The organism is Vibrio hangzhouensis, assembly GCF_900107935.1.
Lineage (GTDB): Bacteria > Pseudomonadota > Gammaproteobacteria > Enterobacterales > Vibrionaceae > Vibrio > Vibrio hangzhouensis.
This window is the reverse complement of sequence record NZ_FNVG01000004.1, coordinates 98,066-113,465: the sequence shown is the minus strand read 5'-3', so window position 1 is coordinate 113,465 and position 15,400 is coordinate 98,066. Positions and strand designations below refer to the sequence as shown.

General features: G+C 46.2%; 10 protein-coding genes. 7 read left to right on the top strand and 3 right to left on the bottom strand.

What is annotated here, in order from left to right; all coding sequences use genetic code 11:
• The first annotated feature begins 142 nt into the window (after window positions 1-142).
• On the top strand, window positions 143-1,072 hold the full coding sequence (locus tag C4S60_RS05735) for a LysR family transcriptional regulator (RefSeq protein ID WP_103879380.1): 930 nt from the start codon (window positions 143-145) through the stop codon (window positions 1,070-1,072).
• 8 nt (window positions 1,073-1,080) lie between these two features.
• On the opposite strand, the gene C4S60_RS05730 is transcribed toward C4S60_RS05735, so the two are convergent.
• Together C4S60_RS05730 and C4S60_RS05725 are read right to left on the bottom strand one after the other, a co-directional pair.
• Window positions 1,081-2,868, bottom strand: coding sequence for a mechanosensitive ion channel family protein (locus C4S60_RS05730; protein ID WP_103879379.1), 1,788 nt, complete (start codon window positions 2,866-2,868; stop codon window positions 1,081-1,083).
• Between the two features lie 363 nt (window positions 2,869-3,231).
• Window positions 3,232-5,214: an acetoacetate--CoA ligase gene (locus C4S60_RS05725; protein ID WP_103879378.1), complete on the bottom strand. Its 1,983-nt coding sequence runs from the start codon at window positions 5,212-5,214 to the stop codon at window positions 3,232-3,234.
• Window positions 5,215-5,444: 230 nt separating this feature from the next.
• Between C4S60_RS05725 and phhA the strand changes: the two genes are divergently transcribed.
• The 6 genes from phhA (at window position 5,445) to C4S60_RS05695 (ending at window position 13,289) form a co-directional block, all read left to right on the top strand.
• The gene (gene phhA / locus C4S60_RS05720) at window positions 5,445-6,236 is read left to right on the top strand and encodes a phenylalanine 4-monooxygenase (RefSeq protein ID WP_103879377.1); all 792 of its coding nucleotides are present in this window, start codon (window positions 5,445-5,447) and stop codon (window positions 6,234-6,236) included.
• Window positions 6,229-6,564, top strand: coding sequence for a 4a-hydroxytetrahydrobiopterin dehydratase (locus tag C4S60_RS05715; RefSeq protein WP_103879376.1), 336 nt, complete (start codon window positions 6,229-6,231; stop codon window positions 6,562-6,564). The genes phhA and C4S60_RS05715 overlap by 8 nt, the downstream gene beginning before the upstream one ends.
• Window positions 6,565-6,728: 164 nt before the next feature.
• Window positions 6,729-7,895, top strand: a complete 1,167-nt coding sequence (locus tag C4S60_RS05710) for an efflux RND transporter periplasmic adaptor subunit (protein ID WP_103879375.1) — start codon at window positions 6,729-6,731, stop codon at window positions 7,893-7,895.
• Complete coding sequence (locus tag C4S60_RS05705) at window positions 7,888-11,016, top strand: efflux RND transporter permease subunit (protein WP_103879374.1); 3,129 nt, start codon at window positions 7,888-7,890, stop codon at window positions 11,014-11,016. The genes C4S60_RS05710 and C4S60_RS05705 overlap by 8 nt, the downstream gene beginning before the upstream one ends.
• Before the next feature lie 403 nt (window positions 11,017-11,419).
• Complete coding sequence (locus tag C4S60_RS05700; RefSeq protein WP_103879373.1) at window positions 11,420-12,481, top strand: linear amide C-N hydrolase; 1,062 nt, start codon at window positions 11,420-11,422, stop codon at window positions 12,479-12,481.
• A 76-nt stretch (window positions 12,482-12,557) separates the two neighbouring features.
• Window positions 12,558-13,289: a hypothetical protein gene (locus tag C4S60_RS05695; RefSeq protein WP_103879372.1), complete on the top strand. Its 732-nt coding sequence runs from the start codon at window positions 12,558-12,560 to the stop codon at window positions 13,287-13,289.
• A 503-nt stretch (window positions 13,290-13,792) separates the two neighbouring features.
• Here the strand turns inward: C4S60_RS05695 and C4S60_RS05690 are convergent.
• A complete protein-coding gene (locus tag C4S60_RS05690; RefSeq protein ID WP_103879371.1) occupies window positions 13,793-15,109 on the bottom strand; it encodes a ferredoxin reductase family protein in 1,317 nt (438 codons plus the stop codon).
• Between the last annotated feature and the right edge of the window lie 291 nt (window positions 15,110-15,400).

Genomic DNA, 15,400 nt, shown 5'->3' with positions numbered 1-15,400 from the left:
CGTTATGTCGCGCGGTTCTCTGTTTGAATTAGGTCTTTTTACGCAAAACATGAACACGCACATAGATTAGATATTTTTAATTATCATATTGTTATCTATATTAAAAAAAGAGTATTGATGATAGAGATGTGTGGGGCAGTGAATGAAAGAGCTACAAGACTTGGATCTAAATCTACTTAAACTATTAAGAGCAGTGGTCGAAACCAGAAATACCCACGCGGCGGCAGGTCAGTTAGGCATCTCTCAGACCAGTGTTAGCAGGGGTTTAGCTAAGCTGCGTGAAGTTTTTGGAGATCAACTTTTTATTCGCAAAGCGCACGGAGTTGAACCGTCGGAGCTGGCTGAAAAGTTGGCTGAGGCGTCTGAAGAGATGTTTCACCCTATCATGAAGGTAGTTGAGTCCTATCAGCAGTTTGACCCGCAGCAGTTTGACGGTGAAGTAACGATTGCGATGCAGATTTATTTTCTGGAAATCTATGGTGAAGGCATATTCGAAGCGTTGAAAGCGGCGATGCCTGTTGCTAAGTTCAAACTGGTATATTGGCAAGATGACTCTTTAGCGGAGCTGCTGAATGGGCATATTGATTATTTCATTCAGTTTGAGGCTTATCCTCTCCCTCAGGAGGTATATCAGCACAAGCTGGATACCGTCAAGCTATGCCTGATTGCCAGAGAGCAACATCCGGTGCTCAGTCAGTCTAGCGATTGGGAAGATATCCATCATCTCCCGATCGCCCGAATTGTAATAGATGGATACAATGCTAAACGTTCACCAATAGAAGATCTCTATTTGTCTAAAGGTTATCAAGCTAATATCAGTTTAACGACCCATAGTGTTAAAGTTCTGATAAACAAAGTGAAAAACTCAGACGCAATTCTCTTCGGCAGCAGTCTGATGACGTTGTTAGAGCCGGATCTGGCCTGTTATCCGCTGCCTAAAGTGCCCAAAGAGACTCAACAGCTCAATATCATTGGTGGTTATTTGCAAACTAAGCGCGGTTATCCCCTTAATCAATTGTTGCATCAAACTCTGCAATCGTACTTTGATAGCGTGACCCAGCCAGAGACTTGATATGCGGACTAGGTTTCCGAGTCTCGCCTCGTGGCCGACGTTTTTAACGGGTACATAATGCTGTCTTTCATTTCGTACTTGTACTCGAAACTGAAATCGGGAAATGGATAGTTATTGGTATCGTGCCAGTTCGTAACGGTTTGCTCGGCTTTGTCAATCAATTCGCTGTTGAGCGTCGCGAGTTTGCCGGCGAACTGATACTGATTTGAAAACGCCAGTTGAACACCGACTACCTCTACTTGCTGGGTAATCAAAAACAATACATCTTCTTGAATTGACAGGAACTCTTCGTTGTCCTTACAACGGATGTAACACATGGTGTTGACCAGAAGTGCAAACTCACCGACACCACTAAAGCGAACCCGAATGGGCTCTTGCTCAACTTTAGGATGCTGAAGAAGTACGCGTCGAATATTCACAATGAGCACTTTTAACTGCGCTTGACTCATCTCGGGACGTACACGCAATACATGCTCCATGCGTCTTTTATCACGTCGCTCAAGGTTATCGATTTCCATATTGGCGAATTCGGAATTAGGGATGGTGATTAAAGAACGCTCCAGGGTTCTGATTCTGGTAGAGCGAAGTCCAATGCTTTCAATGGTGCCGAGTTTATCGCCATAGCGACATAACTCACCAATCTTAATCCCGCCATCGGCATAGAGGGTGAGCCCGTTGATCACGTTTTCAAGAACGGGTCGAACGGCAAGTGCAACGGCCAGACCACCCACACCAATACCGGCCAGCAGAGGCGAGATAGAGAACCCCATGTATTCGATGGCATAGATCCCGACGATGACGATCGTGGTACCGCCAAAGATCCGCGCAAGTACCGTGATCAGCGACGAATCTACATGGATTCCACCATGTTTATTGAAGGCGTAAATCGCTGCGAAGTAGTTGAAAGTAGCCATGATCAGCCAGGAGGCAAAATAGAACTGTGCGATAAAGAAAAATGAGGTTAGGAACTGATACATGCCGCCGGTCAACCAAATCCCCTGGTCAATCACTTGACGAGTCAAGTATAAAATGACCACACAGCTAACCAGAGACAATAGCTTTCCCACCTTCCATTTCAGGTTTTTCTGCTCCCAGTGACGGTTCCAGCGCCTGCCAAGGGATACGCTGAATCTGATACTGTAAAAGCAAACAGCAAATGCGAAGGTGATAGCTATCCATTGCCACAACGGGATAGGACCATAGAGCTCGTGGAGTGCCTGTGGTAAAGCTTCTACTCTGCGTTTGGGAAAAAGTGGTCCCGGCGAATTGATGAAATCCGAGTAGTAGTCGGGTCTGTCGGCTTTCGCATAAGGTATGGGCGCCATGATTCTGAACCAGCGAGGAAGTTGCTGGACCGAAGCGGCTGAAAACACGTACTGACCAGTTCGTTCACCTTCATGAATCTTGATTAAGGTGATGTCGGTATTTGGGAAGCGCCACAACTCACTGGCAGAATCGCTAGGGATTTGCTCGATGACACTGCTATCAAAGCGGTCAATAATTTCCCGAAGAAGGATGATCCGTTCCATCAATACCACTTCTCGGCCGCGATTAGGCACCAGCGATAAATCCATGGTACGTGCTGCCTGCGCCAGTGCACGTTCCGCTTCAGGGTTCCGTAGCTGTTCTTGTTGCCAGTAACGGATGAGTTCGTCAGAGACATCCAGAAAACTGGTCACGGTGGAGTAGGGAGTCGACGTATTGGTGAGGGGTGAAAAGGATGCCGCGAAAGTGTGAGTTGCCAGCAGGCTTAACCAAAGTGTTGTGATAAAACTAAACAAAGATAACTTTCGCATGTAAACACCATATCAGCCTGTGTCGGCAAGGTTGCACTATTGGTTAAGGTAGTCGCTGCCATTGGTTTTTCAAGCAAACTGGCGAGCCTCGTGATGTCTGTGAACAGCGCCATTTTCATTATTTCAGGCTTTTACTACTATGAATTTCTGTAATTCCTTATCGCCGTTTTAACGCTTTGCTATAACTGAGTTCAGATGTCACGCACAGGAGCTAGGTTTGAAGTATTTGTCACTGCTGTTAACTTTTTCGACGTATCTCATTTTCTTCTTTTTCTTTGCCACCCGAATGAGTATGACTTAATTACCAGTGTCAGCAGTAGAGAATCCATAGGGTCAAATTGGGGATTTTCACCGTTCTGTTCACTATTTCGCGTGCGGTATGACTTCGTCCAATACCCACGGATTGGCAATGGCACCTTTGTTCTTGACCTCTTGCCTATGTAGTGTCTGTTTGACGGCCAGTTCAACCAGTTTACCTGACTTGGTTCTTGGTACTTCACTAATAGCAAATATCTCAGAGGGGACATGCCGGGGAGAGCATTCAGCTTTAAGTAGTGCTTTTATGCGCCGCTTCAGAGATTCATCCAGCTCTGTATCATCTGAGAGCTGAACAAACAGGACAATGGTTTCATTGCCATTCTGATTTCTGCCTACCGCAATGGAGTCTTTTACCTCATCTAACTGGTTCACTTGCTGGTAGATCTCAGCTGTGCCGATTCGTACCCCTCCCGGGTTAAGTGTTGCATCACTGCGGCCAAAGAAAACCATGCCTCCGGTTCGAGTTTGCATGACGTCATCACCGTGATTCCATGCTCCGGAGAACCTGTCCCAATAGGCTTGATGGTAGCGTTCGCCGTTGTCGTTCCAAAAGCCAATGGGTTGATTGGGGAAGCTGTTACGGCAAACGAGCTCACCTCGTTGCTCCAGAACTGCTTTACCCTGATCGTTAAAAACCTCCACATCCATGGCCAGTCCAGGTGCCTGGCACTCTCCCCGATATACGGGAGAAATGGGATTACCTAAGACGAAACAACCACAAATGTCTGTACCTCCGGAGATCGAAGCCAGATGTAGATCAGCTTTAATATGCTCATAGACAAAGTCAAACTGCTGCGGATAGAGAACGGACCCGGTAGAGCAGAGCGTTTTCAACGCCGTCAGCTGATAGTGCTCGTTGGGGTGATAGTGAAGCTTCTGCAGCGTCTCGAGATATTTTGCAGACGTCCCAAACAGAGTCACCTCTGCATCGTGGGCCAGTTGCCACAACGCATCGGGTTTGGGGTAGACCGGACTGCCGTCAAATATCACCAGTGTGGCACCGGATGCGAGGGCGGAGACTTGCCAGTTCCACATCATCCAGCCACAAGTGGTGTAATAAAACACGCGATCTTTTGGTTGGATATCACAATGCAACTGATGCTCCTTCAGGTGATTGAGAAGGGTGCCTCCCACAGAATGCACGATACATTTGGGTTTACCTGTTGTGCCCGAGGAATAAAGGACAAACAGTGGGTCATTAAACTGACTTCGATGGAAGTGCAGTGCGTCGGCGGAATAATGTTGCTGAAGGCTATCCCAGTCAGTTGCTCCATCTGGCGCAGGGCGGACTGTTTGCTGGTCAAGGTAACGAATTTGGCATACCTGTTTGATGGAAGAAATGGAATTTATGACTTGCTGGTTCTTCTCTTCCATCACAAAGGCTTTACCATTGAAACGGTAGCCGTCACAGCAGAAGAGCACCTTAGGTTCCACTTGCCCAAAGCGCTCAATGACACTCTGGGCGCCAAAATCAGGAGAGGTTGAAGTCCAGACTGCGCCAAGGCTTGTGGTGGCGAGCATCGCCACCACGGTATGAGGAATATGGGGTAAGTATCCGCTGACCACGTCTCCGGGGCCAACACCGGCATGTAATAACCACTGCTGAATGACCGACACCTGTTCGGTCAGTTGTTGCCAGGAGAGTTGTGTACGTTGCCCGCTTTCGTTGCTAAACCAGATGGCCTGCTCCGTGGGGTGTTCGGTCCCGAATGCAAGCAGGTTTTCCGCGTAATTCAAGGTTGCGTCGGTGAACCATAATGTGTCTCTTGCAGGGATCCTTAAGCCGAATTTTGCTGGCCCCAAAGATGACGTTTTGCCCTTCCTATCACCGATAACATGGCAAAAGTTCCAGACATGCTCCCAAAATGCGTCGCTATTATCCACACTCCACCGGTACAGCGCGTTGTAATCCGAACCATCGATATTGTGGTGTTTCAATGTGCCCATGAACTCAGTTAACAGACAGGATGACAGGCGTTCGGCGTCGGGAGTCCACAGTGGCTGTTGGACTGGGAGTTTATCAGACATGCTCTTCCTCTGAAAAATCATGGCTCAGTTCGGTTTTGATTAAGTTTTGGTGGAAATTTGGTGCCCGTCAAACTGAGAGGCCAAAAAACAATGCATTGATTCACTGGGTAAAAAAGTGAAAATGTAAAGAAATTGTTACAAGGGGTTTTGTTCTATTGTCAGAGCGGTTTATTGTCATCAAATCGGTCACCACATAGGCTTAATGTAATGAAGTTGTTAAAGGGAATGTGATGACACACTACGTATCAAAGCCCGTTAATGAGCACGGTTTAGTGGCGTGGAGTACCGAGGAGAATAAGGTTTGGCATGATCTGGTAGCCCGTCAGTTAGACTTGGTTCAGGGTCGTGCCTGTAAAGAATACCTCAGGGGACTAGAGTTATTGGATCTGCCGTTAGACCGGGCTCCCCAACTTCCGGAAATTAATCAGGTTCTGTTGCGGGAAACGGGATGGCAGGTAGAGCCTGTGCCAGCTCTTATTAATTTTGATCGCTTTTTTGACCTGTTGGCCAATCGACGATTTCCGGTAGCGACGTTTCTTCGTACCCGGGAAGAGTTTGACTATTTGCAGGAGCCGGACTTCTTTCACGAGATATTTGGTCATTGTGCGATGCTGACCAATCCAGATTTTGCCGAGTTCACCCGAACCTATGGTCGGCTCGGCTGCCTGGCGAACAGCAAGCAGAGGGTTTATCTGGCACGTCTATACTGGTTTACGGTTGAGTTTGGTCTGGTCGAGCAACAGGGCGAAACGAAGATTTACGGAGGAGGTATTCTCTCTTCTCCTGGGGAAACCTTGTACGCGCTGGACGATGAACGACCTTTAAGGCAGGCGTTTAATATAGACACTGTGCTGCGTACCCCCTATCGAATAGACATCATGCAGCCTACCTACTTTGTGTTGGATGACATACGCCAACTCTATGAATTGGGACAACAGGACTTAAGCCGCTGCGTTGCTCGCGCAATGGCGGCAGGTTTATTACCTCCACTTTTTGAACCAAAGGATATGACACATGCTTAATGAATTGCGTTGCGAAGCCTGTAGCAGTGATGCGCTGGCGCTGGGTACAAAAGAGCAAAAGCAACTACTTACGGAACTAGATGGTTGGACTATTATTGATAGAGACGGTATTCCTCAGCTTGAGAAACAGTTTAAGTTTAAGAATTTTAAGTTGGCATGGGCGTTTGCCAATCAAGTTGCTGAGTTGGCTGAGGAGGAGTTTCATCACCCAGCGATACTTTTGGAGTGGGGGAAAGTGACGGTGACATGGTGGAGTCACTCCATCAAAGGGCTGCACCAGAATGACTTCATCTGTGCCGCCAAATGCGATGGATTTGATGTCCGGTAATGAGCCATATCTCTGCGTAAAAGCCAGCAGTTATGCTGGCTTTTTGTCTATTTATCATCAGATTTCACACATTTAGCGGTCAAAAGATGATGATCCCATACAGTTTATCCCGCCCAATTTACGTACAATAGCATTAGTCAGGAACATTCTAAGCAAGGGAAACTATGTTCAAGCGCAGTATTAAGTGGATTTTACCGTTTGTATTATTGGCGGTGGCCGTCGGTGGCTACTGGTTAGTGCTGCAGACCGCACCTGAAACGGAAGTCCAAAAAGAACTGGATACCGTACCTCGGGTACGAACCCAAATTCTTCGTGCTCAGGATCATCAGGTGCAGATTTCAAGTTTTGGTGAAGTGGTCCCCCTTGAGCGCACGGCGTTATCTACTCAAGTCTCAGGAGAGGTCACCAGTTGGCACCCTAATTTTGTCGCCGGTGGAGTAGTTAAACGCGGCGAGATTCTGTTTACTATTGAAAAAGACAATTATCAGGCTTCGGTACTTCAGGCTCAGGCACAGTTAGCGCAGGCGCAGGCTGCGTTGATTGAGGAACGTGCAAAAGCGAAAGTGGCAGAAAGGCAAGCAAAGAAAATCACCGACACCCAAGTGTCTGACCTCTATTTACGTATACCTCAGGTTCTTAGTGCTGAGGCCAGTGTTAAGTCAGCTCAGGCGGCATTAAGGAGAGCCAATCGAGATCTCGCCAATTGTGAGGTGGTGGCGCCCTATGATGCCTTGGTGGTTTCAAGAAGCATAGGTGTGGGTCAGTACATTACCGCGGGTGCTCAGGTTGCCGAAATTAACAACATAGAATCGGCAGAAGTGATGGTGCCAATCGCCGGATTCGATGCGCCATTTCTTCCCGATGATATTGTCGGTGTAGAAGCGCAAATCCTTGCTAAAGGTCGAACTGAGTCGACTCGTGAGGGGCAAGTGGTGCGTGATTTAGGGATTGTTGACAGCGCGACCCGTATGGTGAATATGGTCATTCGAATCGCGGATCCTTACGGTCTGGAGTCTGATGTTCAAGCGCTGCCGTTTGGTTCGTATGTAGAGGTGCGTTTCAATGGCAAACAGATCCCGAAACTGTTTAAAGTGCCACAGGAGCTGGTCGCTGATGATCGAGTATGGGTGATTGATCCTGACAACAAATTGGTGCCGCGCACTGTACATGTATTACGAGAAGAACAAGCTCATTTCTATATCGATTCTGGACTCTCCGAAGGGGACGAACTGGTACTGACAGTTCCTGAGTTTCCCCAAATAGGTATGTCCGTTGTACGCAAAGGCGACAATGAGGAAGCGCTGGTTCAAAAAGGAGTAGCCAGTGAGTAACTCGACTCAAAGAGGCATCATTGCCTTATTTGCTAACAACTCCGTGGCGGCAAACCTGCTTATGGCTTTTGTGCTTATCATGGGTACGGTGAGCTATTTCCTCATTCAGCGCCAGATGTTCCCCAATTTTGAAATCAACTATATTCGCGTTTCAGCATCCTACCCAGGGGTCTCAGCACAGGAAATTGAAGAGACGATTCTCATCAAGGTAGAAGAGTCACTCAAAGACGTGACTGAAATCAAGAAAGCGGTCACAGATGCTTATCGTGGAGGTGGGCAAGTTACGTTGGAGATCGATACCAAAGCTAACCTTACTGAGGTACTGGACAAGGTCAGGCAACGTGTTGATTCTATTCCCAGTTTTCCCAGAGCAATGGAACCGATAAACGTTACTCAAATTGAGTTTAAACAAGATGTTATAGGTATGGTGCTGTCAGGTAATACATCTCTGTCAGAGCTTAAAACGATTGCAAAACAGGTTGAAAAGGAGTTGCTCCAACTCAATGATGTTTCGTTGGTTGAAGTGAGTTCTCCGCCAGATGAGATTGGCATCGAAATCCACCCGGACGAACTGAGAACGTATGACCTGACACTGGATGATGTGGTGGCTGCGATTCAGAAATACTCTGCCAATTTCTCTGCCGGGCAAGTGAGAACCAGTACTGGTTTAGTGTCGATTCGTATTGAGAACCAGTATTACGATGGCTATCAGTTCAGGCAGATACCCGTAAAGCTGGGGGCCAATGGCTCTAAGGTGTTATTGGGCGACATTGCCACGATTAAGGATGCGTTTACTGAAGGTCAACATTACTTCAAGTTCTCCGGTGAGAATGGAATTTATCTGACGGTTAAGGCAACTAAAACTCAGAACATGGTGCCTGTGGCGAAAACGGTGCAGCGATTCATCGAAGCCAGAAACAAAACACTGCCTCACGGTATTGAGCTCCATACGTTGATGGATATGACCTACTACCTCAATGCCCGTCTCGATATGATGTTGAAGAATCTGCTTCAGGGGGCTGTTTTAGTGGCTGTCCTGTTGTCAATATTTCTGCGCTTCCGGCTGGCAATGTGGGTCATGGTTGGCCTACCAGTGTGTTTTCTGGGCGCCGTAATGTTGATGCCTTTGTTTGATGTCAGTATTAACATTATTACTCTGTTTGCGTTCATCATGGTACTGGGTATCGTGGTGGATGATGCTATTGTGATAGGCGAGAGTGTCTACACTGAAGTGGAAAAAAACGGTGGTGGCGTGACCAATGTTGTCCGCGGGGCTCAACGAGTGGCGACACCAGCCACTTTTGGTGTACTAACGACCATTGCTGTTTTTGTACCTTTCTTGTTCTCTACCGGTCCCGAGAAAGCTTTCTTTTATGGTTTGTCGATCGTTGTTATTTTCTGCCTTATTTTTAGCCTTATTGAATCTAAACTGATATTGCCTGCTCATTTGGCTCATACTAAATTCACACCAGTCAAAGAGAATAGCTACCGAGCGCGATTTAATCGCGGTTTTTTCCGTTTTGTTTATGGCCCGTATAAGCGCACTGTGTCGTGGTGCGTAGAATGGCGTTGGTCAGTGATGGCAGGTTTTATTGCTGTTCTGGTTATTAGTATCGCCATGGTGACATCGGGTCATGTGCGTATGATTCCAAGTCCAAAAGTGCCCTCTGATTTTCCTTTGATCAAAATCGAAATGAACAGTAATGCTTCAGACGAGCAGACTATTGATGCCTTGCTTACGTTGGAACACGTCGTGGCAGAAGTTGATCAGGAAATCGAAGCAGAGTTTGGAATGCCGGTGATTCGTGATGTGCTGACCATCAATACCAGTCGCACTGAAGGAATGCTGTTGTTGCCGCTAGTGGATGAAGACGTGCGCCCAGTCAATGCCTTTGAACTGTCGCGTCGCTGGCGAGAAAAACTGCCTACAATCGTCGGCCTCAAGTCGATAGTAATCAATGACAATGTGGCTGGTGGCGAAGAAGGGGATGAGTTTGGTTACCTCTTATATGGGCCTGATATGGAGGTTCTCAACGCAGCGGGGCGGGAGCTGATAGCGAAACTGCAATTGCAAACGGGGCTGTTCGATATCAGTTCGTCGATGGACACGGGAAGCCGGGAAGTTCAGTTATCGTTAAAACCAGTGGCGTACGATTTGGGACTCGATTTGGCCAGTATTGCGGCACAAGTTGGGGGGAGTTTCTATGGCGGAGAGGCTCAACGCGTGTTGAGAAACACGGAAGAAGTGCGCGTTATGGTGCGTTACCCCAAACTGACAAGAGAGGCTTTCTCATCGCTTCGTTATGCATTAATCAATACCCCTTCGGGTAAAAAAGTGATGCTAGGGGACGTGGTCGATATTACCAGTCAGCCTGGCATTAACCAGATACGGCGCGAGAACGGGTTCAGAACCGTATATATCTATGGCTCGATTGATGAGGCGATCATTGAACCGGATAAAGCGGTGAAGAACATCGAAGAAAATGTATTACCGGAATTAAAAGCGCAGTTCCCCCAAGTTAAAACGGAACTTGGCGGTACTATTGAGGAGCAACAGAAGCAGAAGGACGAACAGATCGTGTTCTTTATTGCCGGAATGATCACCGTGTTTATTCTCCTTGCTGTACCGCTTAAGAGCTATACTCAGCCTCTTATCATCATGTCTGTGATCCCGTTTAGCTTAACAGGCGCGATTTGGGGGCATTATTTATACGGCTTGGATATGTCGATGATGTCGACTTTCGGGCTTATCGCTGCTGCGGGTGTGGTGATTAACGATTCGTTGGTAATGACCGATTACGTCAACCAAATCAAAGCCCGCTGCGACTGCGCCAAAACCGCGGTGGTCGAGGCAGGCTGTGCTCGATTCAGGGCGATCACATTGACCTCCATCACTACCTTCTTTGGCGTATTGCCGATCATGTTCGAAACCAGCCTACAGGCTGCGTTTGTAAAGCCTATGGCTGTCGCACTAGGGTTCGCGGTTATGTACGCAACCATAGTGACACTCATTGCTGTGCCGTGTCTGTATGTGATACTGGAAGATATTGGCAAGGTGTTGAGCAAACTAAAGCGACTCTATTTTCCTGGTGAGGTAGAGGTGCAATCAAGTTCCCATTAACAAACAGTTTCCTCACATAACATCGGGTAAAAGTAAATGTGGGGGAAGGATTCATATCCTATCGCTATCTCTGCGTTTCATTGAGAGTAGCAAAATATATTCAAATTATTGACGTGTTAAAATAGTCAGGTTTCTTGTCTCTATGAGCTTGCTCTATTTATATTGTATTGTTAAATATCATGTACATATAGCCATTAATGGCCTGCAAGTAGTCGTGAGAGAGTTAGTCTATAAGTAGGTTTCATCAGGTGGGGTTTTGGCCTGATTTCTCGAAAAAATAAACGCTTGTATTCGATAAGTTAATAGTAACTGTTTTGATGTGTTGCCCCTTTGAGCATAAAGTGCATCCCATTCACGATGCTGTACGTTATTTGTTCATTTTGATGAATTGAGGGGAATACTTATGAAGAAAACAGCTGTTGCATTATCACTAGTTGCGCTAACTACAGGTGTCATATTCAATACAGCGAATGCCTGCTCGAGAATTACCTTGGATACGCCATATGGAGTGTCTCAAGTGCGAACGTTGGATTGGGGCCAGAAACTGGGTACGGTAGCCGTTGTTTTTCCTGTCGGTACTAAGGTCATGACCAAAGATGTTCCTTCCTACCAGAAAGCGGCCTCATGGACGGTGAAGTATCCAACCCTCAATTTGGAAGAGCGTGAAGTATTTGTTGATACCACTGGCGAAGCGATCAACAGCGAAGGACTTTCGGCTTCAACGTTATATATGTATGACTCGCAAGTATTCATCAAGGACTATCAAGACACCGGGGCACCCGCCGTCAACTGGGGTGATGCGGCCGCATTCATGGCGCAAAACTTCAAAACAGTACAAGAAGCTGTAGAGGCATTTGAAGCGAATGAATTTCAGTTTGCCTGGGTTGATGGCATTCATGGAGTACAGCATGGTTTGCATATTTCAGTTCAGGATAAATCAGGAGATATCGCACTGTTTGAACTGAATGAGGGTGGAGAGATGGTGATTCATCGTGGTTCGGTTAACGATAAACTGCGTGTGATGGCGAATGCGCCTCTTCAGCAATACCACGATGCAAATGCAGCCAAGGTGGGCGACATGACCATACTCGAAAACGGTCATAAAATCGGCTCAACCATAGCGTCCTCAGAACGTATGTTACGAGGCCTATATAATACCGCTAACGTGGAGTTCTCAGAAGATGCCACGTGGGCTCAGACAGAAGGTAAGCTTCAGTCGACTTTTGATGCGGGTAATCTTGTGCCGCAAGATGTTATCGATCCGACTAATGATGAAACCTACGCTACCTGGATACAATACACCTATAACTTTGAAAATGGCTCTTTCAAAATGCGCAATCTCGATACTTATAGTGAAATTCGGATTGACTTAAAACAACTGAATACTATTTCGCAAGTTTCATGCGCCGATCTTGTAGAACAAGCAGAAGTGTCGGGTACAGCAACGTTCACTCCATGCCTATAAGGCGACAACGTCAGGCTTAGGCTCTACTCCATCAAGGATGACCTAATTAAAGGGACTTTTTTAATTAGGAAAAATCATGAAAAAAACCATACTTTCCGTTGCGCTTTGCGTGCTAACGGCGGGCGCTTTCGCGTCAAACCAAACAGAACTTCAGCCAGTTGGCGACGACATTAATTACGGAGATCCGACGGCCTCATTCACTACCGTTGGTATATCGCGCTCTGGGGATGCAACGCAGTTGAACGGCATGTTGGGTTTGGGAAACAATATTTTCCAACTCGATCTTGGTGTTGCGGACAAGAAAACCTCTGATGGCAAAATTGATTATAACTATCGCGGTCGTTATTTCCACGTAACCGATGGGCTCGGGTTTAGTGTCGATGTTCTGGGTGATCGCAATAGCACAACTGCACTAGCTGGCATGATCTATAAGTTTCAACTGACTGATAATGTGTTACTTTTCCCAATGTTATCTGTAGGCCGAACGTCTGCTGACTGGAAAGAATTGGGCACCAACTGGAATCCGGGTAGAGCCGATTTGTACATCAGAGATAGGGAGTTTGATTCGAATCTTTACCAAGTTGGATTGTATGGGATGTATGCTTTTGATGCTGGTCACTGGCTTTATGCCAATCCAAAAACTAGCTATGTCCAGCAGAGCAAAGAGTGGGTACCACAGGTAGAGATGGGAGGAGGCTTTATGGTGTCAGACGCTGTATCAGTTGGTTTTAAGGTTGATCATATGGCGGAGTCGCAATTCTCAAAGCAAGACACAGTCGGTTGGCTACAGGCGAACTACTATTTTTAGTATGGCGATTGTTTTGTGATCTAACGGCGTAATGCCGTTAGGTATGGCGAAGGAGTTTGATTATCAGAGATAAAATAACGATTTTTGCCTCATTTCTTGTTTCTAAACCAAGAACTAACCCGTCATCTCCTTGAAAAAGGGGATCTCATACAGCGTGCTGTGAACGTGATTTACGCGACGTAGTCATTATTTTTCAATTAGCTATGCGCTTTAGGAGATCCTCACTTGCGTGAGGATGACGGCATTTTGGGATAGGTTGAAACAAAGGAAACTAAATCGTTTCTGTCCAGAGACGTTACAGTCGGCACTTTCAAACACGAAAGTGCCCCTTTCCTAGTCAAGATTATTTCCTAGTAGTGTGTCACACCACTGAGTTTGAGGTACATCTTGTAGTAGCAGATCAGTTTTCCGCTATGTTGAATCACTGCTAAATCGGTGCATTGCGTAACATTCCATACCGTATCTGCTAGAGTCGGCAAAAGAGAGTGTGTTGAAGCATAAACTTATCGCATTTTAAAGTACTCTATGTGAAAGCGGTTTTCTGAAATACCCGCTGCATCAAGTCCGGTTTTGAGCATTTGTCCAAATTGTTGAGGACCACAAAAACAGGTATCGAAATCTTTACTCTTCACTTTTTTTATAATCAATTCGCTATCCAGCAACTCACCATTTTCTGCTGTTATCAGGTGTAACTCGATAAAATCAAGTTTCCGAAGAAGAGACAGGATTTCATTGCGGAAGAACGCTTCTTTTTCCGAGTTTACGCAGTAAAACAGATGGATTTTTTCTAGTTTCAACTGCTGTTTTTCATTCTTTTGTTTTAACCAGTAAAGGCGGGATATAAATGGCACGATACCAATACCTGCCCCGACCCATGCTTGTTTTTCAAATTCGGGGATTTGAAACGCGCCGTAACCACCTTCTACAGTAACGTTCTGACCTACTTTAAGGTTATTGACCAGTTTGTGGGTATAGTCGCCTAGATCTTTGACACAAAATTCAATGATTCTGTTTTCAGCATCGAAGTTTAGAACAGAAAATGGGTGCGGTGCCTCGCCGTCATGGAAGTTCAGGTAAGCAAACTGCCCCTCTTTGTAGCTGATATCTGATTTTAGATGGATGGAGAAACGTACCGCAGTTTTCTGATCAGGTTGTGCAGAGTACGCTTCAACGTTTTTAACCTTTCCATCAACTTGGTTTTTCTGACCGATACGTCCTGACAGTGACAGCCACGAGCACCAGATACCGACGACTGAAATGGCAGCAATGGCAATATTCATCGGAATGGTCCCAATGTTCCAATCCAGCAAAAATGCAGTGTGGAAAACACCCGCGATCATCAAAAGCCCGCCAATTTTATGGGTAAACTTAAACCTCCTATAGCTGATGGCCTGAACCAGACTAATTATGCTGAAGATAAGAAAAATCTTAAATGAAATATCTCCAACTTGTTCAGCGATAGCGTGCCAATTTATACCCTCAATCACTGGCTGTTGCCCTCGGGTTGGCCTTTCGAGAATACCCGCGTCGACCAACCACTGACCGCTCTTTATGATCAGCCAATGGAAGAAAAGAGAAATCGCGGCGCCAATCCCCAGGTGTTTGTGTAGCTTGTAACTTTTATCTAGGCCTTTGACCTTTTCTTCTACCCAACGGAAACGCATGGCAAGTAAAACAGCAAGCCCCATATAGCCTAACCCAAGCAAACCTGTGTATATGGTTAACTGATGACGCCAAATGAAAAAGTTGTCTAGTTTGTCCCAGTTCATTAGCAAACTAGGCAACCAGAGAAGAGTGAGTATGGCTGTAAATCTAAACATAATTGGCACTTATTAATGACATTAAAGTAATTGCCAAGCATCATAAAAACGAAGCGCACTGTCATAAAGGAGATTTACATAACCTTGATCAGTTTTACTTATCTTTACAGTTCAAGGGGGAACGCCAACGAGTTTCCGGGCTTTGATTTGTCTAAATTGACCAAATTAGATAATTGACTCTTTCCATTTTTGGTGAGCCAAAGTGACGCTGACACATTGCCGTTTATAACGGTGACAGTCGATGTTTACTAGCTCGAAAGTGGTCCAAAGCGTGTCACTAGGCGCCCAATA